This is a genomic window from Microbacterium algeriense, assembly GCF_008868005.1.
Lineage (GTDB): Bacteria > Actinomycetota > Actinomycetes > Actinomycetales > Microbacteriaceae > Microbacterium > Microbacterium algeriense.
The window spans coordinates 1511946-1537791 of sequence record NZ_WAAO01000001.1; the positions used below are offsets into that span (position 1 = coordinate 1511946).

The 25846-nt window shown below is 70.3% G+C and carries 24 protein-coding genes and 1 riboswitch; of the genes, 20 read left to right on the forward strand and 4 right to left on the reverse strand.

Going from position 1 to position 25846, the window contains the following annotated elements; genetic code table 11:
* Nucleotides 1-12 precede the first annotated feature (12 nt).
* The 15 genes from F6A08_RS07490 (at nucleotide 13) to argH (ending at nucleotide 17302) form a co-directional block, all read left to right on the forward strand.
* On the forward strand, nucleotides 13-927 hold the full coding sequence (locus tag F6A08_RS07490) for a glutamate ABC transporter substrate-binding protein (RefSeq protein ID WP_017202422.1): 915 nt from the start codon (nucleotides 13-15) through the stop codon (nucleotides 925-927).
* 76 nt (nucleotides 928-1003) lie between these two features.
* Complete coding sequence (locus tag F6A08_RS07495) at nucleotides 1004-1651, forward strand: amino acid ABC transporter permease (protein WP_017202421.1); 648 nt, start codon at nucleotides 1004-1006, stop codon at nucleotides 1649-1651.
* Nucleotides 1648-2550, forward strand: a complete 903-nt coding sequence (locus F6A08_RS07500) for an amino acid ABC transporter permease (RefSeq protein ID WP_017202420.1) — start codon at nucleotides 1648-1650, stop codon at nucleotides 2548-2550. Before F6A08_RS07495 ends, F6A08_RS07500 begins: the two co-directional genes overlap by 4 nt.
* A gap of 57 nt (nucleotides 2551-2607) precedes the next feature.
* Entirely contained in the window at nucleotides 2608-3648 is a 1041-nt protein-coding gene (pheS, locus tag F6A08_RS07505) for a phenylalanine--tRNA ligase subunit alpha (protein ID WP_151459044.1), read from the forward strand.
* A complete protein-coding gene (gene pheT, locus F6A08_RS07510; protein WP_151459045.1) occupies nucleotides 3648-6173 on the forward strand; it encodes a phenylalanine--tRNA ligase subunit beta in 2526 nt (841 codons plus the stop codon). The genes pheS and pheT overlap by 1 nt, the downstream gene beginning before the upstream one ends.
* Nucleotides 6174-6250: 77 nt before the next feature.
* Nucleotides 6251-6517: a Rossmann-fold NAD(P)-binding domain-containing protein gene (locus F6A08_RS17910; protein ID WP_338100839.1), complete on the forward strand. Its 267-nt coding sequence runs from the start codon at nucleotides 6251-6253 to the stop codon at nucleotides 6515-6517.
* A gap of 18 nt (nucleotides 6518-6535) precedes the next feature.
* A complete protein-coding gene (locus F6A08_RS07515; protein WP_338100840.1) occupies nucleotides 6536-7261 on the forward strand; it encodes a Rossmann-fold NAD(P)-binding domain-containing protein in 726 nt (241 codons plus the stop codon).
* A riboswitch (TPP riboswitch) is annotated at nucleotides 7229-7322 on the forward strand. (Overlaps the previous gene by 33 nt.)
* The gene (thiM, locus tag F6A08_RS07520; RefSeq protein ID WP_151459046.1) at nucleotides 7313-8161 is read left to right on the forward strand and encodes a hydroxyethylthiazole kinase; all 849 of its coding nucleotides are present in this window, start codon (nucleotides 7313-7315) and stop codon (nucleotides 8159-8161) included. (Overlaps the previous riboswitch by 10 nt.)
* Nucleotides 8158-10308, forward strand: coding sequence for a bifunctional hydroxymethylpyrimidine kinase/phosphomethylpyrimidine kinase (locus tag F6A08_RS07525; RefSeq protein ID WP_151459047.1), 2151 nt, complete (start codon nucleotides 8158-8160; stop codon nucleotides 10306-10308). Before thiM ends, F6A08_RS07525 begins: the two co-directional genes overlap by 4 nt.
* Nucleotides 10309-10548: 240 nt before the next feature.
* Nucleotides 10549-11676 carry an N-acetyl-gamma-glutamyl-phosphate reductase gene (locus F6A08_RS07530; RefSeq protein ID WP_151459048.1) on the forward strand — a complete coding sequence of 376 codons (1128 nt, stop codon included), beginning with the start codon at nucleotides 10549-10551 and terminating at the stop codon, nucleotides 11674-11676.
* Nucleotides 11673-12830 carry a bifunctional glutamate N-acetyltransferase/amino-acid acetyltransferase ArgJ gene (argJ, locus tag F6A08_RS07535; RefSeq protein ID WP_017202415.1) on the forward strand — a complete coding sequence of 386 codons (1158 nt, stop codon included), beginning with the start codon at nucleotides 11673-11675 and terminating at the stop codon, nucleotides 12828-12830. Before F6A08_RS07530 ends, argJ begins: the two co-directional genes overlap by 4 nt.
* Nucleotides 12827-13744 carry an acetylglutamate kinase gene (gene argB / locus F6A08_RS07540; protein WP_017202414.1) on the forward strand — a complete coding sequence of 306 codons (918 nt, stop codon included), beginning with the start codon at nucleotides 12827-12829 and terminating at the stop codon, nucleotides 13742-13744. Before argJ ends, argB begins: the two co-directional genes overlap by 4 nt.
* Nucleotides 13741-14946 carry an acetylornithine transaminase gene (locus F6A08_RS07545; protein WP_017202413.1) on the forward strand — a complete coding sequence of 402 codons (1206 nt, stop codon included), beginning with the start codon at nucleotides 13741-13743 and terminating at the stop codon, nucleotides 14944-14946. Before argB ends, F6A08_RS07545 begins: the two co-directional genes overlap by 4 nt.
* On the forward strand, nucleotides 14943-15872 hold the full coding sequence (gene argF / locus F6A08_RS07550; RefSeq protein WP_151459049.1) for an ornithine carbamoyltransferase: 930 nt from the start codon (nucleotides 14943-14945) through the stop codon (nucleotides 15870-15872). Before F6A08_RS07545 ends, argF begins: the two co-directional genes overlap by 4 nt.
* Complete coding sequence (gene argH / locus F6A08_RS07555) at nucleotides 15872-17302, forward strand: argininosuccinate lyase (RefSeq protein WP_151459050.1); 1431 nt, start codon at nucleotides 15872-15874, stop codon at nucleotides 17300-17302. Before argF ends, argH begins: the two co-directional genes overlap by 1 nt.
* Before the next feature lie 145 nt (nucleotides 17303-17447).
* On the opposite strand, the gene F6A08_RS07560 is transcribed toward argH, so the two are convergent.
* Nucleotides 17448-18287 carry a type IV toxin-antitoxin system AbiEi family antitoxin domain-containing protein gene (locus F6A08_RS07560; protein WP_151459051.1) on the reverse strand — a complete coding sequence of 280 codons (840 nt, stop codon included), beginning with the start codon at nucleotides 18285-18287 and terminating at the stop codon, nucleotides 17448-17450.
* A 189-nt stretch (nucleotides 18288-18476) separates the two neighbouring features.
* Nucleotides 18477-19046 carry a DUF1349 domain-containing protein gene (locus tag F6A08_RS07565; RefSeq protein ID WP_225855769.1) on the reverse strand — a complete coding sequence of 190 codons (570 nt, stop codon included), beginning with the start codon at nucleotides 19044-19046 and terminating at the stop codon, nucleotides 18477-18479.
* 74 nt (nucleotides 19047-19120) lie between these two features.
* Here F6A08_RS07565 and F6A08_RS07570 point away from each other — a divergent pair, with 74 nt between their 5' ends.
* Both F6A08_RS07570 and F6A08_RS07575 read left to right on the forward strand, forming a co-directional pair.
* Nucleotides 19121-19765: a SatD family protein gene (locus tag F6A08_RS07570; RefSeq protein ID WP_124895922.1), complete on the forward strand. Its 645-nt coding sequence runs from the start codon at nucleotides 19121-19123 to the stop codon at nucleotides 19763-19765.
* Nucleotides 19762-20565, forward strand: coding sequence for a hypothetical protein (locus tag F6A08_RS07575; RefSeq protein ID WP_124895921.1), 804 nt, complete (start codon nucleotides 19762-19764; stop codon nucleotides 20563-20565). The genes F6A08_RS07570 and F6A08_RS07575 overlap by 4 nt, the downstream gene beginning before the upstream one ends.
* A gap of 1 nt (nucleotide 20566) precedes the next feature.
* Here F6A08_RS07575 and F6A08_RS07580 read toward each other — a convergent pair whose 3' ends face one another.
* Nucleotides 20567-20926, reverse strand: coding sequence for a MerR family transcriptional regulator (locus F6A08_RS07580; RefSeq protein ID WP_017202406.1), 360 nt, complete (start codon nucleotides 20924-20926; stop codon nucleotides 20567-20569).
* A gap of 54 nt (nucleotides 20927-20980) precedes the next feature.
* On the opposite strand from F6A08_RS07580, the gene F6A08_RS07585 reads away from it, so the two are divergent.
* From F6A08_RS07585 to F6A08_RS07595, 3 genes are read left to right on the forward strand one after another with little or no spacing between them, the layout of a single operon-like run.
* The gene (locus F6A08_RS07585) at nucleotides 20981-21934 is read left to right on the forward strand and encodes an aldo/keto reductase (RefSeq protein ID WP_151459053.1); all 954 of its coding nucleotides are present in this window, start codon (nucleotides 20981-20983) and stop codon (nucleotides 21932-21934) included.
* Nucleotides 21935-21972: 38 nt separating this feature from the next.
* Nucleotides 21973-23274, forward strand: a complete 1302-nt coding sequence (gene tyrS / locus F6A08_RS07590; protein WP_017202404.1) for a tyrosine--tRNA ligase — start codon at nucleotides 21973-21975, stop codon at nucleotides 23272-23274.
* Between the two features lie 10 nt (nucleotides 23275-23284).
* Complete coding sequence (locus tag F6A08_RS07595) at nucleotides 23285-24079, forward strand: DUF4184 family protein (protein ID WP_151459054.1); 795 nt, start codon at nucleotides 23285-23287, stop codon at nucleotides 24077-24079.
* Here the strand turns inward: F6A08_RS07595 and F6A08_RS07600 are convergent.
* Nucleotides 24064-25323 (reverse strand): CoA transferase, encoded by a 1260-nt coding sequence (locus F6A08_RS07600; protein WP_225855770.1) that lies wholly within the window; start codon nucleotides 25321-25323, stop codon nucleotides 24064-24066. The genes F6A08_RS07595 and F6A08_RS07600 overlap by 16 nt on opposite strands.
* Nucleotides 25324-25846 lie beyond the last annotated feature (523 nt).

The following is a 25846-nucleotide window of genomic DNA, read 5'->3' on the forward strand; positions in this document are numbered from 1 at the left end:
AAGGAGACGCACATGCGACGCACACGGACACTCGCTGGCATCGGAATCGCAGCGACGGCGCTGCTGGCGCTGACGGCCTGCAACAGCGGAACCCCGTCCAGCACGGGAGCGCCCGAGGGCGGCGACGAGGAGACCTCGAACAGCGCCCCCTGGACCGTGGAGACCGACGTCACCATCGACGGCAGCCCCACGTTCGACCGGATCTCGTCGTCCGGCACCGTCAAGGTCGGTGTCAAGGAGGACCAGCCGGGTCTCGGATACCTCGACCCCGTGACCGGGGACCGCACCGGCTTCGACGTCGACATCGCCCGCTGGATGGCCGCCTCCCTCGGCGTCGACCCGGAGAAGATCGAGTTCCAGGCGATCGCCTCCGCCAACCGCGAGCAGGCCATCGTGAACGGCGACATCGACTACTACGTCGGGACGTACTCGATCACCGACAAGCGCAAGGAGCAGATCTCCTTCGCCGGCCCGTACTTCGTCACCGGTCAGGGCCTCCTCGTCGCCGCGGACAGCGACATCGCGAGCGTGGACGACCTCGACTCGTCGACCGTGGTCTGCTCGGCGACCGGATCCACACCGATCCAGAACATCAAGGAGAACTACCCCGAGGTGAAGACGAAGGAGTACGACACGTACTCCAAGTGCGTCGAGGACCTCAAGAACGGGCAGGTCGACGCCGTCACGACCGACGAGGCCATCCTCATCGGCTACGCGGCGCAGGACCCCGACAACCTCAAGGTCGTCGGCGAGCCGTTCAGCGAGGAGCGCTACGGCATCGGCGTCGCCAAGGGCGATGACGCGCTGGTGGAGTACTTCAACACGCAGCTGACCGATGGCGGCGACATCTGGCAGCAGATCTTCGACAACAACCTCGGCGCCTCGGGCGTCAAGGCGACCCAGCCCGAGGTCGACCCCGTCGGTTGACCTGGAGGGGCGGCCGGCTGAGCCGGCCGCCCCTTCACCGACGAGAACGCCGAGACCGGAACCGACAGGAGCAGCAGTGGGAGTCATCACCGACCACCTCGACCTCTGGGGAGATGCGCTGTGGGGAACCATCGTGCTGTTCCTCGGAGGCGGCATCATCGCGCTGGTCCTCGGCCTGATCGTCGGCGCGGCCCGCGTCTCGCCGGTTCCGATCGCCCGCGCCGTCGGCGGCGTGTACGTCAACTGGATCCGCAACACCCCGCTGACGCTGGTGATGTTCTTCTTCGCGTTCTGCCTCCCGATCCTGCTCGGCGAGCGGGTGAACTCCCTTCTGCTCGCTGTCATCGCGCTCGGCATCTACACCGCGACCTACGTCGCCGAGGCCCTGCGCGCCGGCATCAACACCGTGCCGGTCGGGCAGGCGGAAGCGGCACGCGCGATCGGACTGAACTTCGGTCAGGTCATGCGCTACGTGGTGCTGCCGCAGGCGACGCGCTCGGTCGTGCCGCCGATGATGAGCGTCCTGATCGCGCTCATGAAGAACACGACGGTCGCCGCGGGCTTCTCCGTCGTGAACCTCGGCACGATCCGCGCGGCGCTCAGCGAGCGGGGCGAGAACGCCCTGGTCGTGCTGCTGTGGGTCATGGTCATCTTCGTGGTGCTGGTGCTGCTGCTCAGCTGGGTGCAGCGCGTTCTCGAGAACAAGTGGAGGATCGCGCGATGAGTTCCGTCCTTTTCGACGTCCCCGGCCCTCGTGCCGTCGTCCGCAACCGGCTCATCGGCGCCCTCACGGTCCTGGTCGTGCTGGCCGTCCTCGGCTGGGTCGTGTGGCGTCTCTACGCCACCGGCCAGTTCACGGCCGAGAAGTGGAACATCTTCACCTTCTCCGCGGTCTGGGTGCGGTTCGGCGAGGGACTGCTGAGCACCCTGTCCGCGTTCGCGGCCGCAGGAGTCGGGTCGATCGTCCTCGGCTTCGTCCTCGGCATCGGCCGTCTCTCCGAGCACGCCTGGGTGCGGGAACCGGTCCGGTGGATCATCGAGATCATGCGGGCCGTCCCCGTCCTCGTCCTCATGATGCTGCTGTACTACGGCCTCCCGGTGCTCGGCATCAAGATGCCGCCGTACTTCGCGGTCGTCATCGCGCTGATCGTCTACAACGGCTCGGTGCTCGCCGAGGTGCTGCGCGCCGGGATCGAGTCCCTGCCGCGCGGGCAGAAGGAGGCCGGGTACGCGATCGGCCTGCGCAAGACGGGGGTCATGTACTTCATCCTCATCCCGCAGGCGGTCCGCGCCATGATGCCGGTGATCATCGCCCAGCTCGTCGTCGCGCTCAAGGACACCGCGCTCGGCTTCATCATCACGTACCAGGAGCTGCTGTACGTGATCAACCAGATCGGCAACCAGGCGCCCTACGGCTCCCCGCTGATCCCGGCGGCGATCGTCGGCGGCTCGATGTACGTCGCCGTCTGCCTTCTCCTGTCGTACATCGCGTACCGGCTGCAGCGTCGTGCGAAGCGCTCGGCGAAGGCGGGACCGGCGGAGCCGGACCCGCGTCAGCACGCAGGCGAGACGAACACGTCTCTCATCGTGCTGCAGGGCGACGGTTCCGACCTGCCGCGCTGATGCCGACCGGGACGCCGCGGCGGGGAGCGTCGCCCCGCGCCGGTAGACTCGATTCTCGTGTCAGAGTCTCCTGAAATCACCCCGGAAGCGGTCGAGGCCGCTGTCGCCGACGCCCTCGCGGCGATCGCTGCCGCAGCCGACACCGCGGAGCTGAAGTCCGCCCGCGCCGCGCACGTCGCGGAGGGGTCGCCGCTCGCGGTCCTGAACGCCTCGATGCGCCAGGTCGCCCCCGAGAACAAGGCCGCGTTCGGCAAGCTCGTGGGTCAGGGCCGAGGAGAGGTGACACAGGCACTCGCCGCCAAGGAGGCCGAACTGGCCGCTGCGGAGGTCGCCGCCCGTCTGGAGGCGGAGCGGGTCGACATCACCGCCCTTCCCTCGCGCACGCACGTCGGGGCGCGGCACCCGCTCACGCTCCTCCAGGACCAGGTCTGCGACATCTTCGTCGGCATGGGATGGGAGATCGCGGAGGGGCCGGAGCTCGAGCACGAGTGGTTCAACTTCGACGCCCTGAACTTCGACGTCGATCACCCGGCCCGCCAGGAGCAGGACACCTTCTACGTCGACCCGACCTCGCGCCACCTCGTGATGCGCACGCACACGAGCCCGGTGCAGGTGCGCTCGATGCTCGACCGCGAGGTGCCGATCTACGTGCTGTGCCCCGGCCGTGTCTACCGCACCGACGAGTTCGACGCCACGCACCTCCCGGTCTTCACGCAGTTCGAGGGCCTCGTGATCGACAAGGGCATCACGATGGCGCACCTCAAGGGCACTCTCGACCACTTCGCGCGGCAGCTGTTCGGCCCTGAGGCCAAGATGCGCTTCCGCACCAACTACTTCCCCTTCACCGAGCCGTCCGCCGAGCTCGACCTGTGGCACCCGACCTTCAAGGGCGGCGCGCGCTGGATCGAGTGGGGCGGCTGCGGAATGGTCAACCCCAACGTGCTGCGCGCGGCCGGGATCGATCCGGAGGAATACAGCGGCTTCGCGTTCGGCATGGGCATCGAACGCGGTCTGATGTTCCGCAGCGATGTGCAGGACATGCGGGACATGGCCGAGGGCGACGTCCGATTCAGCGAGCAGTACGGGATGGTGGTGTGATGCGCGTCCCGCTTTCGTGGTTGCGTGAGTACGTCGAACTGGCAGCGGACGCCACGCCCGAGGATGTCCTCGCGGCGCTGGTGACCGTCGGCTTCGAAGAAGAGGACGTGCACCGCTTCGAGATCTCCGGCCCCGTGGTCGTCGGCCAGGTCCTCTCGATCGAGCCGGAGCCGCAGTCGAACGGCAAGACCATCAACTGGTGCCAGGTGGACGTCGGCTCCGAGCACGGTGGCGTCCGCGGCATCGTCTGCGGTGCGCACAACTTCATCGTCGGCGACAAGGTGATCGTGACGCTCCCGGGCGCCGTGCTGCCCGGCCCGTTCCCGATCGCCGCCCGCAAGACCTACGGTCACGTCTCCGACGGCATGATCGCCTCGGCACGCGAGCTGGGCCTGGGCGACGAGCACAACGGCATCCTCGTGCTGTCGGACCTCGGCATCGACGCGCCCGTCGGCGCTGATGCGATCGCGCTTCTCGGCCTCGACGACGTGGCGGTGGAGATCAACGTCACGCCCGACCGCGGCTACGCGTTCTCCCTCCGCGGAGTCGCCCGCGAGTACGCACACGCCACCGGCGCGGCGTTCCACGACCCGGCGGAGCGCGACTTCGCCGAGCTGCAGCCCGGCTCCGGGCACACGGCCGCCGTCGACGACCAGGCGCCCGTCCGCGGCAACGTCGGTGCGAGCGAGTTCGTCACCCGGGTCGTGCGCGATGTCGATCCCTCGCGGCCCACACCGCCCTGGATGATCGCGCGGCTGAGTCTCGCTGGCATGCGCTCGCTGGGCGTACTCATCGACATCACGAACTACGTGATGCTCGAACTCGGACAGCCGCTGCACGGCTACGACCTCGACAAGCTCACGGGCGGGATCACCGTCCGCCGTGCGACGCCGGGGGAGAAGATGACCACGCTCGACGGCGTGGAGCGTGACCTGCACGTCGAAGACCTGCTCATCACCGATGAATCGGGTCCGATCGGTCTCGCCGGCGTCATGGGCGGCGGCACCACCGAGATGGGCGACACGACGAAGAACGTCCTCATCGAGGCGGCGATCTTCGACCCGACGACCATCGCCCGCACCGCGCGTCGGCACAAGCTGCCCAGCGAGGCGTCCAAGCGCTTCGAGCGCGGCGTCGATCCGCTGATCCCGTTCGTCGCCGCTCGCCGCGCGGCCGACCTCATGGTCGAGCTCGCCGGCGGCACGCTCACGGAGGAGGGCGGGGCTCTCTTCGCCGAGATCTTCGTCGCGGAGATCGAGCTCCCGCGCGGTTTCGTGCAGGGGCTCATCGGCGTCGACTACACCGACGACGAGATCACCGGGGCGCTGACGACCATCGGCGCGGAGGTCAACCCTTCGACAGGCTCAGGGACCGAGGGGGAGAGCGGGTGGACGGTCATCCCGCCCACCTGGCGCCCTGACCTGACCGACAAGTGGACGCTCGCCGAGGAGGTCGCCCGCATCCACGGGCTGGACCGCATCCCGTCGGTGCTGCCGACCCCGCCCTCCGGGCGCGGTCTCACCGCGCACCAGCAGGGGCGTCGCCGAGTGGCGAACGCCCTCGCGGCCGCAGGCTTCGTCGAGACCCCCGCCTTCCCGTTCACGACCGAGGCGCAGAACGACCTGCACGGCTCGGCGTCCGGCGAGCACCTGCCGAGCATCCGCCTGGCCAACCCGCTCGACGGACAGATGCCGTTCCTGCGGCGCTCGCTCATCCCCGGGCTGTTGCAGACCGCGCACCGCAACATCTCGCGCGGCCTCACCGACCTCGCGATCTTCGAGACCGGCGTCGTGTTCCTCCCTGAGCCCGGTGTCGAGTACGGCACCGACGAGGTCCCGCCGCTGGGCGCGCGCCCGTCGGATGAGACGCTCGCCGAGCTCGACGCGTCCATCCCGCCGCAGCACCGCCACGTCGCGGGGCTGCTGACCGGAAACATCGCCCCCCGCCAGCCGGGTCGTCCCGCGGAGCCGGCGGGGCTCGTCGAGGCGTTGGACGCGGTGCGTGTGATCGCCGCGGCGGCCGGTGTGGACATCGATGTGGTCCAGACGGAGCGCGCTGCACTGCATCCCGGGCGCACAGGTTCGCTCCTGGTGGCGGGCGAGGCGGTCGGCTACGTCGGCGAGCTGCACCCCGCCGTGGCGGAGGACGCGGACCTGCCAGGACGGGCGATCGTGTTCGAGCTCGACCTCGACCGGATCCTGACGCTCGCGGGCGGACGGGTCGTCGCGGCCTCGCTGTCGACGTTCCCCGCAGCGACGCAGGATGTTTCGCTCACGCTGTCGGCCGACGTCCCCGCGGCGGATGTCCGTGCGGCGCTGGCGGAGGGCGCTGGGGCGCTGCTCGAATCGGTGCGTCTGGTCGACGACTATCGCGGCGAGGGGGTGGCGGAGGGTTCGAAGAGCCTGACGTTCGCCCTGCGCTTCCGCGCCGACGACCGTACGCTCACTGCGGCGGAAGCCTCCGAGGCCAAGCTCGCGGGTGTCGCGGTGGCCGCCGAGCGCTTCGGCGCAGCCATCCGGGAGTGACCGATCATCGCCTGACGAGCTCTCCGCTCTGAGCGGATGCTCTTCCCCGCGGCCGTCCTTCCTGATGACATGGGCACATGACGGATGTGCTGATCCTCGGAGGGACCGGATGGCTGTCGGGGCGCATCGCGGCGCACGCGCTGGGGGCGGGGGCGACCGTGACGTGCCTGGCCCGCGGCGGTCGCCCGGCGCCGCCCGGGGCGAGCCTCGTCCTCGCCGACCGCGACGAGGACGACGCCTACGACGTCGTCTCCGGGACGGACTGGGATCACGTCATCGACATCTCCTCCCGCGCGGATCACGTCGCCGCGGCGGTCCGTGCGCTCGGTGATCGCGCCGCCTGATGGACGTTCGTGTCCTCGATGTCCGTGTATCGCGATGACGAGACCGTCGGAACGGACGAATCGGCCCCGCGGCACCCTGCGGCGCAGGAGGGCGAGGAGTACGACTACGGTCCGCAGAAGGTCGCGGCGGAGGACGCGGTGCAGGATGCTCTCGGCGACAGGGCGCTCCTCCTGCGTCCCGGCCTCATCGTGGGAGACGGCGACCCGAGCGATCGCTTCGGGTATTGGGCAGCGGCGTTCCTCCGTGCCCTCGACGAGCCGGTGCTCGTCCCTCCGCTCCACGGCCGGAAGGCGCAGATCATCGACGTGGACGACGTCGCCGCGTTCGTCGTGGCCGCGACCGTCACCGGCGCCGTGAACGCGATCGGGGACGTGCGCGATCTGGAAGACGTGCTCCGGACCGTGCGCGCGGCCACGGGACACATCGGACAGGTGATCGTCGGCGATGAGGAGCGCCTCGTCGCGGAAGGCGTCCAGTACTGGGCCGGACCGCGCTCCCTGCCGCTGTGGCTGCCTCCCGAGATGGGCGGATTCATGACCCGCTCGAACGCACGGTACACGGAGAGCGGCGGCACTCTCTCGCCCCTCTCCGACACGGTGGAACACGTCATGGCCGATGAACGCGAGCGCGGTGTCGACAGGAGCGCCGGGCCGGACTCACGCGGACCGAGGAGCGCGAACTGCTCGACGTCTTCGCTCGCTAGACTGCGAGGCAGTGACACGGGGTGCCGCATCCGCGGCTGAGATCACACCCGTCGAACCTGATCTAGTTCGTACTAGCGAAGGGATGTCGCGATGAGCGATCTTCTGCGTCCTGATTCCGCCCTCGACCTCGCAGGCAGTGCTGCGGACCTCCTGGAGGTGCTCCGCGAGACGCCTCCGTTGACCCACTGCATCACCAACGCCGTCGTCACGGGCTTCACCGCCAACGTGCTGCTGGCCCTCGGCGCCGCACCGGCGATGGTCGACATCATCGACGAGGCCGGTCTGTTCGCCGGCGTCGCCTCCGGTGTGCTGATCAACCTGGGAACCCCCACCCCGGAGCAGCGTGCCGCCGGTGCCGAGGCGGTCGCGGGTGCCACGGCGTCCGGCACCCCGTGGGTGCTCGACCCCGTCGCGATCGGTGCGCTGCCGGTGCGCACCGCTCTGGCGCACGAGCTCCTCGCGCACAGGCCGACCGCGATCCGCGGCAACGCCTCCGAGATCCTCGCCCTCGCCGGCCTCAGTGCCGGCGGACGCGGCGTGGATGCCACCGACAGCACGGATGCCGCCTTCGAGGCAGCGGTCCTCCTCGCCCGGCGCACGAGCGGCGTCGTCGCGGTCTCCGGGCCGGTCGACCTCGTCACGGACGGAGACCGCGTGCTGCGTCTGGCGAACGGCCACGAGCTCCTGACGCGCGTCACGGGCGGAGGATGCGCCCTCGGAGCCGTGATGGCCGCGTTCCTCGGCGCGGCGACGGCGACCGATCATGATGAGCTCACCGCCGTGGCCGCCGCGAGTCTCGTCTACACGATCGCCGCCGAGCGTGCCGCCGCGGAAGCCGGTGGGCCCGGGAGCTTCGCCGTCGCCCTGCTGGATGCGCTCGCCGCCGTCGGCGCCGACGACGTCAGGGCGGCCGCGCGCATCGAGGCAGGCGTCCTGTGATCGCCGACCTCTCGCTCTACCTCGTCACCGACCCCGAGCTGTGCGGCGACCGCGGAGTCGTCGAGACGGTTCGCCGGGCCGTCGACGGCGGCGTGCGTCTCGTTCAGCTCCGGGACAAGAACGCGACGGATGCGGAGACCGTGCAGCAGCTGCTCGCCCTGTCGGAGGTCATCGACGGACGCGCGCTCCTGGTGGTGAACGACCGGCTCGATGCCGCGGTCGCCGCCCGCGCGCACGGTGCGAGGGTCGACGGGGTGCACCTCGGGCAGGGCGATGGATCGGTGCTGCGGGCGCGTCGGGTCCTGGGACCGGACGCGCTGATCGGCCTCACCGCGAACACTCCGGCGCACCTCGACGCGGTGCACGCCCTCCCGGTCGGGACCGTCGACTACCTCGGCGTCGGCGTCATCCGCCCTACCCCCACCAAGGCGGATCACCCGGCCCCGCTCGGGGTCGAGGGTTTCCGCGACCTCGCCGCCAGAACCCCGCTGCCATGCGTGGCGATCGGGGGCGTCGGCATCGACGACACCGAGGATCTGCGCGACGCCGGCGCCGCGGGTCTCGCCGTCGTCTCGGCGTTGTGCGCCGTCGCCGACCCGGCAGCGACCGCCGCCGCGTTCCGGCGCCGGTGGTCGGCCGGTTCCGTGCCCCGGATCCTCAGCATCGCGGGCAGCGACCCCTCGGGCGGCGCCGGCATCCAGGCGGACCTCAAGTCGATCGCGGCGAACGGCGGATACGGGATGGCGGTCCTGACGGCGCTCACTGCGCAGAACACCCGCGGTGTGCGCGGAGTGCACGTGCCGCCGGCGGAGTTCCTGCGTGCGCAGCTCGACGCGGTGTCGGACGACATCGTGATCGACGCGGTGAAGATCGGGATGCTGGCCGACGCCTCGGTCATCCGGACCGTCTCCGCCTGGCTCGATGACGTGCGCCCGCCGATCGTCGTGCTCGACCCCGTCATGGTGGCGACCTCGGGCGATCGGCTCCTGGATCCGGCCGCCGAACGGGAGCTGCGCGACCTGCTGGGTCGGGCCACGCTCATCACCCCGAACCTCGCCGAGCTCGCGGTGCTGTCGGGGCGAGCGCTCGCCGACTGGGAAGACGCGCAGTCCGCGGCGGAGGAGCTGTCGCGCGACGTCGGGGCCGCCGTCCTCGTCAAGGGCGGACACCTCGACGGGGATGACGCTCCGGATGCGCTGCGGGACGCTCGCCACGGGCTGCGGCAGGAGTTCCCGGGGGAGCGCATCCCGAGTCGGAACACCCACGGCACCGGATGCTCGCTGTCCTCCGCCCTCGCGACCCGGCTGGCCAGGGGAGACGATCCGGTGGCAGCCGTCCGCGCGGCCCGCGCCTGGCTCCGCGAGTCCCTCCGCGCGGGGGAATCGCTGCGGGTGGGCGGCGGCACGGGGCCGATCCATCACTTCGCCGGACTGTGGCGACGGGGCGGGACGGAGAGCGCGACGGAGGCCACGGACATCGCCGCCGACTGGTGGGAGAGGATCGCGCAGACCAGGGCCGCGATCGACGAGCTGCCCTTCATCCGCGCGCTCGCCGACGGAACGTTGGAGCGCGAACCGTTCGCCTGGTACCTCGCGCAGGACGCGCTCTACCTCCGCGAGTACGCCCGCGTGCTCGCCGAGGCCGCCCGACTCGCCCCCACCTCTCAGGAGCAGGCGTTCTGGGCGGAGTCCTCCCGCGGATCCATCGCCGGCGAGCTCGACCTCCATGCCTCCTGGCTGACGCCGGCGCAGGGCGTGAGTGCGGCGACCTTCGCCGCCGAACCGGCGCCGGCGACCGTCGCGTACCTCGACCACCTGCGCTCCGTGGCGTTCGGCGGTGACTACGCGGAGATCGTCGCCGCCGTCCTCCCGTGCTTCTGGCTCTACACCGACCTCGGGCGGCGGCTGCATGCCGGGGAGTTCGGCGAGCATGCGCAGAACCCGGAGCACCCGTACGCCTCGTGGCTGGCGACCTATGCCGACCCCGCCTTCGAGGAGGCGACCCGCGCGGCGGTCGTCCATGCCACCGTGGCGGCCTCCGCGGCCCCGCCCGAGCGGAGAACGCGCCTCCGGCGGGCCTTCGAGGCGTCGAGCGCGCACGAGCTCGCGTTCTTCGCCGCGCCGCTGGAGTCGTATCCCGTCGGATGACGGGCCGGATTTGCGGTGGCGGCCGGGGCCGCGCTACTGTCGCGACATGCCTTCGGCCGCCACCGCTCCTTCGACGCTCGCTCCGAGCGTCATCGCTGTGCGCCGACGCCGCGGCCGCCGACTCTAGGCGACCCCGCCCTTCTGCCTGCGCACACGCAGCGGTCGAGTGCCGGTGTCGCCGCCTCCGGCCCCGCCCTCGGTCCTCCCTTCGCGGAAGGACCCGACCGTTAAGGTAGAAGCATGACGTATTCCGTCGCCGTCTCCGGCGCATCCGGCTATGCAGGAGGCGAGATCCTCCGTCTCCTGGCCGATCACCCCGACATCGAGATCCGCACGGTGACGGCGCACTCGAACGCCGGGCAGCCGCTCATCGACCACCAGCCGCACCTGCGCTCGCTCGCCCACCTCACGCTGCAGGACACCACGCCCGAGATCCTGGCCGGTCACGACATCGTGTTCCTGGCACTCCCGCACGGCCAGTCCGGGCAGTACACCGATGCGCTCGGCGACACCCCGCTCGTGATCGACGCGGGCGCCGACCACCGGCTCACCTCCGCGGACGCCTGGGATGCGTTCTACGGCGGGACGTTCCATGAGCCGTGGACCTATGGGGTCCCGGAGCTTCCGGTTGCCGGCGCGAAGCAGCGGGAGCACCTGCGCGGAGCCACCCGTATCGCCGCCCCCGGGTGCAACGCCTCGACCGTGAGCCTGAGCCTCGCTCCCGGCGTCGCCGCCGGCGTGATCGACCCCGGCGACATCGTCTCGGTGTTGGCGGTCGGTCCCTCCGGCGCGGGCAAGAGCCTCAAGCCCAACCTGCTCGCGAGCGAGATCCTCGGCTCGGCGAACCCCTATGCGGTCGGCGGAACGCATCGGCACATCCCCGAGATCCGCCAGGCGCTCGCCGCAGCTTCCCCTTCGACAGGCTCAGGGACCCAGACGGGTACAGGCTCAGGGACCCAGACGAGTTCAGGCTCAGGGACCCAGACGGGTTCAGAGACCCAGCGGATCGGCATCTCGTTCACGCCGGTGCTCGTCCCCATGTCGCGGGGGATCCTCGCGACCTCGAGCGCTCCGATCGTGGAGGGCGCGACCGATGCCCAGATCCGCGCCGCCTGGCAGGACGCCTACGCCGACGAGACCTTCGTGCACGTGCTGCCGGAAGGGCGCTTCCCCCGCACGGCCGACGTGATCGGTGCGAACACCGCGCTGATCGGCCTCGCGATCGACAGGGCCGCGAACCGCGTGACGGTGGTCGCCGCCGTCGACAACCTCGTCAAGGGCACCGCCGGCGCTGCCATCCAATCCATGAACATCGCGCTGGGTCTTCCCGAGACCCGTGCTCTCTCAGTGAACGGAGTCGCGCCGTGAGCGTCACCGCCCCCGCAGGATTCGAGGCGGCCGGAGTCGCCGCAGGACTCAAGTCCACCGGCAAGCCCGACGTCGCCGTGGTCGTCAACCGCGGCCCGCGCAAGGTCGGCGCCGCCGTGTTCACCAGCAACCGCGCCAAGGCGAACCCGATCATCTGGTCGCAGCAGGCCGTCGCCGACCGTGTCGTCGAGGCCGTGGTGCTCAACTCCGGTGGCGCGAACTGCTTCACCGGCAGCTTCGGCTTCCAGACCACGCATCAGACCGCCGAGAAGGCCGGGGAGCTCCTCGGGATCAGCGCCGGCGATGTGCTGGTGTGCTCCACCGGGCTCATCGGCACCGGAGACGAGACCTTCCGCGCCCGCGTGCTCGCCGGCACGGAGCAGGCGATCGCCGAGCTCAGCGCCGACGGCGGAGAGGCCGCCGCGCACGCCATCATGACCACGGACACGGTCGCGAAGACGGCCGTCGTGAGCCGCGACGGCTGGACGATCGGCGGCATGGCGAAGGGCGCGGGCATGCTCGCTCCCGGCCTCGCCACGATGCTCGTCGTCATCACCACGGATGCCGTGCTGGAGCCGCTCCAGGCCGACGCGGCGCTGCGCCGCGCGACGGGCAGGACCTTCGATCGCCTCGACTCCGACGGCTGCATGTCGACCAACGATCAGGTCACACTGCTCGCCAACGGCGCCTCCGAGGTCGTGCCCGATCTGGACGACTTCGCCGCCGCGCTCACCGAGCTGTGCCAGGATCTGGCCGTGCAGCTGCAGGGCGACGCCGAAGGCGCCAGCCACGACATCACGATCGAGGTGCAGCAGGCGGTGTCGGAGCAGGAGGCCGTGGAGGTCGGGCGGTCCGTCGCGCGGAACAACCTGTTCAAGGCCGCGATCTTCGGCAACGACCCGAACTGGGGGCGCGTGCTCGCCGCGATCGGCACCACCAGCGCGCAGTTCGACCCCTACGACGTGGACGTCTGGATGAACGGCGTGCGCGTCTGCACCGCGGGCGGCCCCGACCGTCCCCGGGAGGAGGTCGACCTGACCCCGCGCGCCACGCACCTCGTGATCGATCTGAAGGCGGGCGACGCCACAGCGACGGTGCTCACCAACGACCTCACCCACGACTACGTGCACGAGAACAGCGCCTACGCCTCATGACCGACATCCAGGACACCACCCCGGACATCGCCGCGCAGAAGGCGACGACGCTCATCGAGTCGCTGCCGTGGCTGAAGAAGTTCCGTGACCAGATCGTGGTCGTCAAGTACGGCGGCAACGCCATGGTCTCGGACGAGCTGCAGGAGGCGTTCGCGCAGGACATCGCCTACCTCCGCTACGTCGGCGTGCAGCCGGTCGTGGTGCACGGTGGCGGTCCGCAGATCTCGAACATGCTCGAGCGCCTCGAGATCCCCAGCGAGTTCAAGGGCGGTTACCGCGTCACCAACACCGAGGCGATCAGCGTCGTGCGCATGGTGCTCACCGGTCAGGTGAACCCGCAGCTCGTGTCGAAGATCAACTCGCACGGCCCGATCGCCACCGGACTCAGCGGTGAGGATGCCGGACTCTTCGGCGGACGCCGCCGCGGAGTCGTGATCGACGGCGAAGAGGTCGACCTCGGCCGGGTCGGCGACGTCGTCGAGGTAGACCCCACGCCCGTGCTCGACCACCTCGCGGCGGGGCGCATCCCCGTGGTGTCGAGCATCGCGCCGGACCTCGACCACCCCGGTCAGTCACTGAACGTCAACGCGGATGCCGCCGCCGCAGCGCTCGCGGTCGCACTGGACGCCCGCAAGCTCGTGATCCTCACGGACGTGCCGGGGCTCTACGCCGATTGGCCCAACCGCGACTCGCTCGTGTCGCACCTCACCTCGGAAGCGCTCATCGAGATGCTGCCGACACTCGAGTCGGGGATGATCCCGAAGATGCGGGCATGCCTCGACGCGGTCGAGGGCGGCGTCGACGCGGCCGCCATCATCGACGGACGAGTGCCGCACTCGGTGCTCGTCGAACTTTTCACCAGCAAGGGAATCGGGACCGAAGTGGTCCTGGGAGCGAAGGGAGCGACGGCATGACCGTCTGGCAGGACGACGCGGCACGCGATCTCGTGCTCAATGCGGGAGAGCGGCTCGCGCTGCTGACCCGTGGTGAAGGCTCGTACCTGTGGGACGCCGACGGCCGACGCTACCTCGACTTCCTGGCGGGCATCGCGGTCACCTCGCTCGGCCACGCCCACCCCGCGTTCGTCGAGGCGGTCTCGACCCAGGCGGCCACTCTCGCGCACGTGTCGAACTACTTCGCCACGCCCCCGCAGCTCGCGCTCGCCGCGCGGCTCAAGCGCCTCGCGGGGGCCGGGATCGACGGACGGGTGTTCTTCTCCAACTCGGGCGCCGAGGCGAACGAGGCCGCGTTCAAGCTCGCCCGTCTCCACGGCGGTGCAGAGCGTCCGCGCATCATCGCCCTCGAGAACGGCTTCCACGGGCGCACGATGGGCTCGCTCGCGCTCACCGCGAAGGAGTCGATGCGTGCCCCGTTCGCGCCGATGCCGGGCGGAGTCGAGCACATCCCCGCGACCGTCGAAGCGCTCGAGACCGCGATCGATGACCGTGTCGCCGCGGTCATCGTAGAGCCCATCCAGGGTGAGGCCGGTGTCGTCGAGCTGCCGGACGGCTACCTCGCCGCCGCGCGGTCGCTGACCCTCGCGCACGGCGCCCTGCTGATCGTGGACGAGATCCAGACCGGCGCCGGCCGCACCGGCCAGTGGTTCGGCTTCAGCCACGAGGGCATCACGCCCGATGCGATCACCCTCGCCAAGGGCATCGGCGGAGGCTTCCCGATCGGCGCCCTCGTCACGTACGGTGCGGCGAGCGAGCTGTTCACCCCGGGATCGCACGGTTCCACGTTCGGCGGCAACCCGCTGGCGACCGCCGTCGCGGACGCCGTGCTCGCCGAGATCGAGAGCGCCGGACTCGTCGAGAACGCCGCCCGCCGTGGTGCCGAGCTGCGCGAGATCCTCGACGGCATCGACTCTCCGCTGATCGACGGTGTGCGCGGGCGCGGCCTGCTCGTGGGCGTCGCCCTCAGCCAGCCGGTCGCGAGTGCGGTCGTCGCCGCCGCGCAGGAGCGCGGCCTCATCGTCAACGCCGCCAACCCGGAGACCGTGCGCATCGCGCCGGCTCTCACCATCGGCGACGCGGAGCTCGCCGAGTTCCGCGAGCTGTTCACCGCCGCCCTCGCCGATGTCCAGGCCTCTGTCGCCGGAAAGGTATCCGCATGACCCGCCACCTCCTTCGGGACGACGACCTGACCCCCGCCGAGCAGGCGGAGATCCTCGACCTCGCCCTCGAGCTGAAGAAGGACCGGTGGGCCGACAAGAGCCTCGCCGGTCCGCAGACGGTCGCGGTCATCTTCGACAAGTCCTCCACGCGCACCCGTGTCTCGTTCGCGGTGGGCATCGCGGACCTCGGCGGCAGCCCGTTGATCATCTCGACAGCGAGCAGCCAGCTCGGCGGCAAGGAGACCCCGTCGGACACGGCCAGGGTGCTGGAGCGCCAGGTCGCGGCCATCGTGTGGCGCACGTACGCGCAGTCGGGGCTCGAGGAGATGGCCGCGGGCACCCGTGTTCCCGTCATCAACGCACTGTCCGATGACTTCCACCCGTGCCAGCTGCTCGCCGATCTGCTGACGATCCGCGAGCACAAGGGCGACCTGAAGGGGCTCACACTGACCTTCTTCGGAGACGGGCAGAGCAACATGGCGCACTCCTACGCGCTTGCCGGCGTGACCGCGGGTATGCACGTGCGCATCGCCTCCCCGGAGGACTACGCGCCCCGCGCCGACGTCATCGAGGCGGCCGACCGCCGCGCCGCCGAGACCAGCGGATCGATCGCGCTGTACACCGATCCGGTCGAGGCCGCAGCCGGCGCCGACGTCGTCGTCACCGACACCTGGGTGTCGATGGGCAAGGAGGAGGAGAAGATCGCGCGCATCCGCGACCTCGGCGGCTACAAGGTCACTCCGGAGACGATGACCCTGGCCGATCCTGAAGCGATCTTCATCCACTGCCTCCCCGCCGATCGCGGCTACGAGGTCGACTCCAGCGTGATCGACGGCCCGCAGAGCGTGGTCTGGGACGAGGCCGAGAACCGGCTGCATGCCCAGAAGGCGCTGCTGGTCTGGCTCCTCGGCAAGAAGGACGCGTGATGACCGACGCCACACACGAAGGCACCAACGAGGGCGCGCTCTGGGGCGCGCGCTTCGCCACGGGACCGTCGCCGGAGCTGGTCGAACTGAGCCGCTCCACGCACTTCGACTGGATCCTGGCGCCGTACGACATCGCCGGCTCGCACGCGCACGCGACTGCTCTCGAGGCCGCCGGGTATCTCGAAACCGACGAGGCGCGGCGGATGCACGAGGGCCTGGACGCGGTGGCTCGCAAGGTCGCCGACGGGACGCTGCGCCCCGTGCCGACGGATGAGGACGTGCACGGCGCCCTGGAGCAGGCGCTGATCGCGGAACTGGGGCCGGAACTGGGTGGGCGTCTCCGCGCCGGACGCAGCAGGAACGACCAGATCGCGACCCTCGTGCGGATGTACCTGATCGATCACGCCCGCGTGATCGCGCGCGACCTGCTCCGGGTGATCGACGCCCTCGTGGCGCAGGCGGAGGCCCACCCCGAAGCCATCCTGCCGGGCCGGACGCATCTGCAGCACGCGCAGCCGGTGCTGCTGGCCCATCATCTGCAGGCGCACGCCTGGCCTCTCGTCCGGGAACTCGAACGTCTCGTCGACTGGCGCCGTCGCGCAGGCGTCTCGCCGTACGGCGGGGGAGCGCTGGCCGGCTCGACGCTCGGACTCGACCCGGCGCTCGTGGCGAGCGAGCTCGGACTCGACCGTCCGGCGGAGAACTCGCTCGACGGCACCGCGGCCCGTGACGTGGTCGCCGAATTCGCGTTCATCACGGCCATGACCGGTGTCGACCTGTCGCGCCTGTCGGAGGAGATCATCCTCTGGAACACCCGCGAGTTCGGCTTCGTGACCCTCGACGACGGGTACTCCACGGGGTCGAGCATCATGCCGCAGAAGAAGAACCCGGACATCGCCGAGCTCACGCGTGGCAAGTCCGGTCGACTCATCGGCAACCTGTCCGGCCTGCTCGCGACGCTCAAGGGCCTCCCGCTCGCGTACAACCGCGACCTGCAGGAGGACAAGGAGCCGGTCTTCGACTCGGTGCAGACCCTCGAGGTCGTGCTCCCCGCGTTCGCCGGGATGATCGCGACGCTCCGCTTCCACACGGAGCGCATGGCCGAGCTCGCGCCCCAGGGGTTCTCGCTCGCGACCGACGTCGCCGAGTGGCTGGTCAAGCGGCGGGTGCCGTTCCGCGACGCGCACGAGATCTCCGGTGCGCTGGTGCGCGCGTGCGAGGAGCAGGGGATCGGCCTGGAGGATGCCTCAGACGAGCTGCTGCTGTCCGTGTCCCCGCACCTCGTGCCGGAGGTGCGCGAAGTCCTCACGATCGAGGGTTCGGTCGCCTCCCGGACGGGTGTCGGCGGCACCGCGCCGGTCCGCGTCGCCGAGCAGCGCGCGGAGCTCGTCGCACGCGCCCAGGCGGCCGCACACGCCCTGGGTCTCTGACCCGGTTCGACGATCCGCCGACGTCCAGACGATCCCCCGAGGAATCCCCACCGATTCCTCGGGGGATCGTCGTCGGGTCGGGGGAGTGTCGTCGGGTGGGGGGAGTGTCGTCGGGTCGGGGGAGTGTCGTCGGGTCGGGGGAGTGTCATGCCACCGGCCGCGAGAGTCTGTGCAGGGCACCCAGCACAGCAGCCTGCGCTGTCGGCCAGTCGTGCACGATCTGCGCGTAGTCGAACCGCAGGGTCTCGTATCCGAGGCGTGAGGCCGCCGCGTCACGGATGCGGTCGATATGCCTGCGCGTCGGCGATCCGTGGTTCTCGTCGCCGTCCGCCTCGAGGATCAGGCGATCGCCGAGGACGAAGTCGACCCTCCCGACGCCGTCGATCCTCACTTGGCACCGGAGGTGGATGCCCAGGACATGGAGCCGCAGGCGGAGAAGCGACTCGAGGCCGCTGTCTGCGTCCGCTCTGGCCAGCTCCACCAACCACCGCGCGCTGCGTGGCAGTGCCTTCCTGATGCGCGCCCGCGCTGCGGCGGAGAGCTTCTGCAGTCGCCAGGCCGATTCGTACGCGGCGAAGAAGGCTTCATCGCCGCAGCACCGGCGCAGATGGAGGAGGGCCGTCTCGATCGTCGCGGAGCCGAGCGGCGGACGGCCGCGGTAATAGTGCGAACGGCAGGTGCACCCGGGGTGCGGGAGGGCGTGGTTGTCGGGTCCGAGCCAGACATGCGGACCGTCGTCTGCCGGAAGCACCCAGATCCCTGCGGATCGCAGCACGCTCGCGCAGGTGAGCGCGCCGCCGTGCGCCGTCGCTGCGCGCACCTGCTCGTCGAGAGGGCCGGCCGCGAAGACCCCGTGCCGGACGCGTTCGATCTCTCCCCGTCGCACCATTCCAGCCAGAGCCTGCCGGGTGAATCCGAGAGATCGCAGGTGCGTGCCTCGGGCGAGTCCGCCGAGGCTCCTGATGGTGTCCGTTGCCGAGAGCATCCGTCCACCGTGCCAGCCAGCCGATCCCGCCCTCGACCTCTCACCCGGTGCATGTGCACAGGCTCACGGTCGCCCAACCCTGTGCACGAACAGTCGTCGGCGACGATTCCCCGACCACCCGACGATTCCCCGACGAATCTCCACGGATTCCTCGGCGAACCGTTGTCCTGTCGGGGGATCGTCGCCGGATCAGTGGAGGTCGGTGTCTGCGGCGGACCGTTCCCACCGTGTGAAGCGAACCGTCAGGCCGGCGCGGGTGGGGGCGGCCAGGAACGGTCCGGCGAACGCGGAGGAGTCGCCGTCGAACGGGGCGACCCGGACCAGCCGCCAGTCGCCGTCGTCCGCGCGGGCCCGGACGATCAGCGCGTCCGCCCAGCGGCTCACCCGCACGGTGATCTCGCTGTCGCGCCAGTCATCGACATGGCCCACCGACCAGTCGGAACTGCCGGCGGTGACGACCGCGCCGAGCCCGAGGTGGTCGTCGGCGTACTCCACGCCCGTCTTCACCCAGTGCTCGTCGTCGATGCGGACGAAGACGCCCGCCTGGTCGAACTGTCCGTCCCAGGGCGCGCGGAACGACACCTCCATCGCCTCGCCCACCGCGAGCGGGGCGAGGAGCGCATGCTCGGAATCGTGGATGAACCCGTAGGCGGTGCGACGCCAGGCGTCACTTCCCTCGACAGCCGTGGCATCGAGATGCTCGGCGATGACGACGGACTCGGGAGCGTGGGTCCAGGTCCCGTCATTCCAGGCGATCATGCGTGATTCAGGCATATTTCCGTTCCATAACCAGATACTGCATAACTTAGGGATATTCGTGATAAGGTTATCGCATGGTCATCGCTGTCATCGCCGACATCGTCGGGTCCCGCGAACTGAGTGATCGCGGAGCGGCCCAGCGGACTCTCGACGAGACCATCGCGCAGGTGGAGCGCGACCTGCCGCTGGCGGTGCAACCCCTCACCCCCACGGTAGGAGACGAGCAGCAAGCCGTCTACCGCGGCCTCGTCGATGCGCTGACCTCGCTCCTGATGATCCAACTGCGGCTGCCCGACGGCATCGCCTTCCGGTTCGGTCTCGGCATCGGTCGGGTCACCGCCGTGGAGTCCGTCCACGGCGAGCTCGCAGACGGCCCTGGCTGGTACGCCGCGCGCGCCGCGATCGAGACCGTCCATGCCAGGGAGCAGCGCGCCGTGCCGCGGACCCGGACCTGGATTGTCGGTGCTCCGGGGCAGGATGAGGTCATGGAGACCACGATCGCCGCGTCCAACGCCTATCTGCTCGTCCGCGACGAGCTGGTCGGGGCGATGAGCGCGCGCGAGCGCCGTCTCACCTACGGTCGTGCCGTCGGACGATCCCAGCAGGACCTCGCCGCGCAGGAGGGCATCTCCCAGCCGAGCGTCTCGAAGTCGCTCCGCAGTGCCGGAGCCGCCGCGCTCCTCGAAGGGCTGGGCGCGCTGAGGGGAGAACCCGCATGATCCTGGCCGGTTTCATCCTGCTCGCTGTCGGAGCCGCCGACCTCGTGCGACAGTTCGCTCCCCGTCGGTGGATCGGCTACGTGGCCGCGGCAGCGTTCATCGTCCTCCTCGGCATCGGCGGTGACGCGCTGCTGCCGGCCATCCTCGGTCTCGCGGTCGGTGTGCTCTGGATCTGGAGCATGCCCGACGAAGGGCCGTCGCGCGCCGGATTCTGGCCCGCCGTCGCGCTCGCCGCGGTCAGCGTCGGAGCCGTGCTGTGGCTCGGGGCTCGACCCGCAGCCGGTCTCGTCGGCGAGCTGTGGCACCTGCGGTCGCCGTTCGGCGTGGTCGAGTTCGATCTCGCCGTGCTCGCACTCGGTGCCGGTGTGTTCCTGCTCGAATCATCGAACCTCGTGGTGCGTGCCGCTCTCGACGGCGAGCACACCTGGCGCCCCGCCGACCCCGCACCCGCGGTCCCCGAAGCGGCGGCCCCCGCGTCCGCCGATCCCGCGCCCCTCCTCGCCGATACGACTCCGGCCGAGACCGCCACCGCTGCACCGCGCGTCGACCCGCGCAACGGCTTCAAGGGCGGACGGCTCATCGGACCGCTGGAGCGCGTGCTGGTCATGCTCCTCACGCTCGCCGCGGCCTATCCGGTGCTGGCCGCGATGCTCGCGGCGAAGGGCATCGTGCGCTTCCCGGAGATCTCCCGCGATGGCGAGACCGGGGCCAGGGCCGAGTACTTCCTGGTGGGCAGTCTCGTCAGCTGGGTGATCGGGCTCGGGGCCGCGTTCCTCGTGTGGTGGGCGGCGCACAGCTGACTCAGTCGAGCTGCTCCCGGTACCAGGTCAGCTTCTCCGCGAGGCGCCGTTGCTGCGCGAGCACCTCCGCCAGCTGACGTTCGACGGTCTCCGCGTGCTCCTCCAACAGGGCGATCCGCTCCGGGATGGTGTCGTCGCTCCGGCAGAGCTGACCGTAGCGGCGCAGTCGTTCCACCGGCATCCCCGTCTCCCGGAGACACTTGAGGAACTCCAGCAGTCCGAGCTCGGCGTCGCTGTAGGCGCGGTGCCCACCGGCGGTGCGCGGGACCGTCGGGAGGATGCCCTCTCGCTCGTAGTAGCGCAGCGTGTCGATGCTGAATCCGGAGAGTGCAGCGGTCTCCGCCGGTGTGTACGTGCTCATGGCCCTGATCATAGATCTTGACCTGGAGTGCGCTCCAGGTTGCACGCTGATCACATGACCCTTCAGAACACCCCTGCTTCCCCTCTCGTCCTCGGAGCGATGTCCTTCGGGACGCTGGTCGACGATGACGTCTCCTTCGCGCTGCTGGATCGCTTCGTCGAACGAGGCGGAGTCTGGATCGACACCGCGGACTGCTACAGCTTCTGGGCGAGCGACACCGGGCACGGCGGCGCCTCCGAGAGCGTGATCGGTCGGTGGCTCGGCGAGCGTCCCGGCGTCCGCACGCGGGTCCGCCTGTCCACCAAGGTGGGCGCCGAGCCGCTCTGGCCCGGATCGTGGCCGGAGCATCGGACGGGGCTCTCGCCGCGCGCGATCTACCAGGCGGTCGAGGGAAGCCTGGAGCGGCTCGGCGTCGACATGGTCGATCTCCTGTGGCTGCACCAGGAGGACCGGGCCGTCCCGATCGAGCAGACCGTCGACGGGCTCGCTTCGCTGACCTCGCGGGGAACCGTCGCACGCGTCGGGGCCTCCAACCACCCCGCGTGGCGCATCGAGCGGGCACGGGCGCACGCCGCCTCGATCGGCAGCGTCCCGATCGACGCCTTCCAGCTCAACAGCACGTATCTGCGGACCCGCCCCGGCACGCTACCGCCGGGTGTCATCCATCCCTTCGGCGTCCTGAGCGACGAGCAACGCGACTTCGCCGTCGCGAACGGGCTGGAGACCTGGGCGTACACGCCGTTGCTCTCCGGCGCCTACGACAACCCGGCCAAGTCGATTCCCGAGGTGTACGAGCACCCCGGTACGGAGCGCCGCCTCGCCGTCCTCGGCCGGATAGCCGATGCACACGGCGTCGAACGTGGTCAGGTCGTGCTGGCGTGGCTGCTCGCGCACGGCATCCGTCCGATCCTCGGCGGCAGCAAGCTCGACCAGCTGGATCTCGCGATGGATGCGGCGGGCATCGCGCTCGCGGCGGAGGAGGTCGCCGACCTCGACGCTCCCGTGTGAGGCGGGCGGGATGCCCGCGCGCTGATAGCCTGGAGCGCGTGTCAACTCCCGCTCTGACGACCGCACCCCAGGCGATCGACCCCACGTTCGAGAACGTGTGGGACGAGCTCGTCTGGCGTGGCCTCGTCCACGTGTCCACCGACCAGGAGGCGCTGCGCGCCCTGCTCGCGGGAGACCCCATCACGTATTACTGCGGGTTCGACCCGACGGCGGCGAGCCTGCACCTGGGCAACCTCGTGCAGCTGCTGACGCTGCGCCGCATCCAGCTCGCCGGTCACAAGCCGCTCGGACTCGTCGGCGGCTCCACCGGACTCATCGGCGACCCCCGCCCCACGGCGGAGAGGACGCTGAACACCCGCGAGACGGTCGCCGAGTGGGTGGACAGGCTGCGCGGTCAGGTCGAGCGCTACCTCAGCTTCGAGGGCGACAACGCGGCCCGCATCGTGAACAACCTCGACTGGACCGCCCCGCTCAGCGCGATCGACTTCCTGCGCGACATCGGCAAGTACTTCCGCGTCGGCACGATGCTCAAGAAGGATGCGGTCGCGGCGCGGCTGAACTCCGATGAGGGCATCAGCTACACCGAGTTCAGCTACCAGATCCTGCAGGGGATGGACTACCTCGAGCTGTACCGCCAGTACGACTGCGTGCTGCAGACCGGCGGCTCGGACCAGTGGGGCAACCTCACCAGCGGCACGGATCTGATCCGCCGCGCGGAGGGCGTCTCGGTGCATGCGATCGGCACGCCGCTGATCACGAACAGCGACGGCACGAAGTTCGGCAAGAGCGAGGGCAACGCGATCTGGCTCGACGCCGAGATGTGCAGCCCCTACCGGATGTACCAGTTCTGGCTCAGCACGGCCGACAGCGATGTGATCGAGCGCCTCAAGGTGTTCACGTTCCTGAGCCGCGCCGAGATCGAGGAGTACGCACAGCTCGTCGACACCGAGCCGTTCCGGCGTGCGGCCCAGAAGCGCCTCGCACTGGAGGTGGTCGCGACCGTGCACGGCATCGAGGCGACCGCGGCCGTTATTGCGGCGTCCGAGGCGCTGTTCGGTCAGGGCGACCTCACGACACTGGATGCGGGAACGCTCCGCACCGCGCTGGAGGAGCTGCCGAACGCGACCGTCGGTGCCGACACTCCCGTCGTGGAGGCGCTGGTCGCGACCGGTCTCGTGGCGAGTCTGTCCGAGGCCAGGCGAGCGATCTCGCAGGGGGGCGTGACGCTCGACGGTGCACGCGTCGAAGACGATTCGGCCACGGTGCGGGGAACGCTGCCGGGCGGGGTCTCGGTGCTGCGACGCGGCAAGAAGACGCTCGCGGGCGTCTTCCTCGCCTGATTCCGAGCGCATGCCGTTCACTCCGAGCCATGCGGTCGTGGCACTGCCGTTCGTCCGCACGCCGCTGGTGCCTGCGGCGATCGCGATCGGAGCGATGACGCCGGACCTGCCGTTGTTCGTGCGGGGCGTGGGTCTGAACTACTCGTTCACCCACGGCTTCGGCAACGTCGTGTGGACCGGCCTGCTCGCGTTCGGGCTGTTCCTCCTCTGGCGTGTGGTCCTGCGTCCTGCCGTGCCCGAGCTGTCGCCGGCATGGCTCGCGCGCCGACTTCCGCCGGAGTGGGAGGACCGGGGGACCGTCGCTGCCCGGAGGGCCGTCGGCGCCGGGGAGAAGCGTTCGTACCCCGTGCTCCTCGCGCTGTCGCTGCTGCTCGGGGTGCTCTCGCACATCCTCTGGGATCTCTTCACCCACGAAGGACGCTGGGGTGTGCAGCTGGTGCCGGGCCTCGATGAGATGTGGGGTCCGCTGGCCGGATTCAAGTGGCTCCAGCACGGGTCGAGTGTGATCGGGCTCGCGGTGATCGGCGTCTGGGCTCTGCTCTGGCTGCGCCGTCGGCGTGTGCGTCCCGATGTCGAGCAGTGGCTTCCCGCAGGCGTGCGCATCGCCTGGTGGGTGTCGCTGCCGATCGTCCTCCTTGGAGCGTGGGGCTGGGGACTCATCGCCCTGGGCCCGATCGATGCGGACTTCACGGTCCAGCATCTCGCCTATCGCGTGCTACCCCCGGCGTGCGCGCTCTGGGGAGCGGCCACTCTCGTGCTGTGCGTCGTGGTGTCCGTGCGCGGCCGTCGTCACCAGACGGGCTGATCCCGACCCCACCGGCGCGGCGGCGCGAAGTCCGTCCCGGCCAACGCCGGTCTCGCCGTGACGACGTCTCGCCCTCCGACCGTGAAGTGCGTGAGGTGCGGACTCGGGTCGAAGGCCTCCTCGGGCGCGGGGTCATCCGCCCGCGGCATCCCCAGCAGTTCCGCAGCGACCCGCCGGAGCGAGGTGCGGACCCGCCAGGTGCCGCCTTCGCGGGTGCGGCGCTGCAGCAGCGTCGTCACGGCGGCGGCGAGGAGATACCCGGCGCTGTGGTCCAGAGCCTGCGCGGGAAGGACGCCGGGGGTGTGCCCGTCGGGCGACTCGACGAGAGCGATGCCCGATTCCGCCTGGACGAGACTGTCGAACCCGGCGCGCTCGGGCTGATCCGTACCCCACGCGCTGAGCTGGGCGACCACCAGGCCCGGGTATCGGTGCGCGAGTTCGTCGGGGCCCAATCCGAGCCGGTCGAGTGCGGCCGGCCGGTACCCCAGCACCACGGCGTCGGCGGTCTCGAGCAGGTCACGGAACTGCGAGGACCGGGCGTCCAGCACGGCTGATCGCTTTCCGTGGCCGGTATCGAAGTGCTGCCATTCGGGCTCAGGGAGGTCGGGCGGATCGATGCGCAGCACGTCTGCTCCGAACAGCGCGAGCGTTCGGGTGCACACGGGGCCGGCGATCACCCTGGTGAGGTCGAGCACCCGGAAGCCGCGTAGCGGTTGCTCGGCGGTGGCGGACGTCCGGCGTTCCACGGAATACGCGGGGGAGAGCCGGGCGATGTCGAGGAGCGGCGTCGCGCGCAGGGCGCGATCGTCCTCGGGCCGTTCCCGGAGCACGGGAACCGCCAGTCCACCGGAGGCGGTGATCGCGGCGACCCCCTCGCCCGAGGCCAGGCTCGCGAGCGCCGTCCGAACGTGATCGGCGTCGGCATCCGGTTGCAGTCCGAGACCTGACAGCAGGGCGCGGGCGTGATGCGGGTAGTTGCCGTGGGTGCGAATCCAGCCGTCGCGGGTGCGCCAGAATCCCGAGAACGGCGACCACACCGGGGGAGCGGCGCCGTCGATCGTCAGGAACCGGTCGCCGCGATATGAGACGGCCACCCGGTGCGCGTCGACCAGGTCGGGCGAGCGCCCGGCGGCGACGTGCGCGGCGGCGACGCTCGCCCAGGCGAGGTCACCGGCGGCCAGACGAGATGGCAGGGGCACCGTGGGGGCGACCGCGCCCATCCCGTCAGGGGAGAGAAGGTCCATCTCGCTCAGGACACGAGCGAGCAGGGCAGCTCCCGATCGCTGATCGCGAGGGGGCTTAGCCGCGGAGGAGGACATGGCCGCGATGGTACTCCCGCGGCACCTCCCGGTCGAAACGCACGCTGATCAGGGGACTCCGGCGGAGCGAACGCGACGACACGCCCGGGAGGTGGGGCTCGATTTGCCAGAACCCCGGAACCCACGTAACTTATTACTTGTTCGCCCCACAGGGAAGCGGAGGAGCCGAGAGCTTCACCCCCCTCAAGCGGAGAACCACTCCCACACATCCTTCTCTCTTGAGAGATCAGACGCTTGCGTCTAGGATGGGAGATCCACCCCTTCTGTGGCTGTCATCAGCTGCGCAGCGGATCGCTGATTCGCCGGGCGCGTCGATTTGACAAGCACGACAGGGTGGGTAAGATAGAGAAGTTGCCCTGCGGGCCTGGTTGTGATGACTGGGTCGTGGGAGCATCCGATCCTTGAGAACTCAACAGCGTGCACTTGTCAAATGCCAAATTATCCTCGT

Bases quoted from the DNA above. Each gene is read 5' to 3' on its own strand.
- F6A08_RS07490 (WP_017202422.1), top strand. From the start codon at position 13: ATGCGACGCACACGGACACTCGCTGGCATCGGAATCGCAGCGACGGCG.
- F6A08_RS07500 (WP_017202420.1), top strand. From the start codon at position 1,648: ATGAGTTCCGTCCTTTTCGACGTCCCCGGCCCTCGTGCCGTCGTCCGC.
- pheT (WP_151459045.1), top strand. From the start codon at position 3,648: ATGCGCGTCCCGCTTTCGTGGTTGCGTGAGTACGTCGAACTGGCAGCG.
- F6A08_RS17910 (WP_338100839.1), top strand. From the start codon at position 6,251: ATGACGGATGTGCTGATCCTCGGAGGGACCGGATGGCTGTCGGGGCGC.
- F6A08_RS07515 (WP_338100840.1), top strand. From the start codon at position 6,536: ATGTCCGTGTATCGCGATGACGAGACCGTCGGAACGGACGAATCGGCC.
- thiM (WP_151459046.1), top strand. From the start codon at position 7,313: ATGAGCGATCTTCTGCGTCCTGATTCCGCCCTCGACCTCGCAGGCAGT.
- F6A08_RS07530 (WP_151459048.1), top strand. From the start codon at position 10,549: ATGACGTATTCCGTCGCCGTCTCCGGCGCATCCGGCTATGCAGGAGGC.
- argB (WP_017202414.1), top strand. From the start codon at position 12,827: ATGACCGACATCCAGGACACCACCCCGGACATCGCCGCGCAGAAGGCG.
- F6A08_RS07545 (WP_017202413.1), top strand. From the start codon at position 13,741: ATGACCGTCTGGCAGGACGACGCGGCACGCGATCTCGTGCTCAATGCG.
- argF (WP_151459049.1), top strand. From the start codon at position 14,943: ATGACCCGCCACCTCCTTCGGGACGACGACCTGACCCCCGCCGAGCAG.
- argH (WP_151459050.1), top strand. From the start codon at position 15,872: ATGACCGACGCCACACACGAAGGCACCAACGAGGGCGCGCTCTGGGGC.
- F6A08_RS07560 (WP_151459051.1), bottom strand. From the start codon at position 18,287: ATGCTCTCGGCAACGGACACCATCAGGAGCCTCGGCGGACTCGCCCGA.
- F6A08_RS07565 (WP_225855769.1), bottom strand. From the start codon at position 19,046: ATGATCGCCTGGAATGACGGGACCTGGACCCACGCTCCCGAGTCCGTC.
- F6A08_RS07570 (WP_124895922.1), top strand. From the start codon at position 19,121: ATGGTCATCGCTGTCATCGCCGACATCGTCGGGTCCCGCGAACTGAGT.
- F6A08_RS07575 (WP_124895921.1), top strand. From the start codon at position 19,762: ATGATCCTGGCCGGTTTCATCCTGCTCGCTGTCGGAGCCGCCGACCTC.
- F6A08_RS07580 (WP_017202406.1), bottom strand. From the start codon at position 20,926: ATGAGCACGTACACACCGGCGGAGACCGCTGCACTCTCCGGATTCAGC.
- F6A08_RS07585 (WP_151459053.1), top strand. From the start codon at position 20,981: ATGACCCTTCAGAACACCCCTGCTTCCCCTCTCGTCCTCGGAGCGATG.
- F6A08_RS07595 (WP_151459054.1), top strand. From the start codon at position 23,285: ATGCCGTTCACTCCGAGCCATGCGGTCGTGGCACTGCCGTTCGTCCGC.
- F6A08_RS07600 (WP_225855770.1), bottom strand. From the start codon at position 25,323: ATGGACCTTCTCTCCCCTGACGGGATGGGCGCGGTCGCCCCCACGGTG.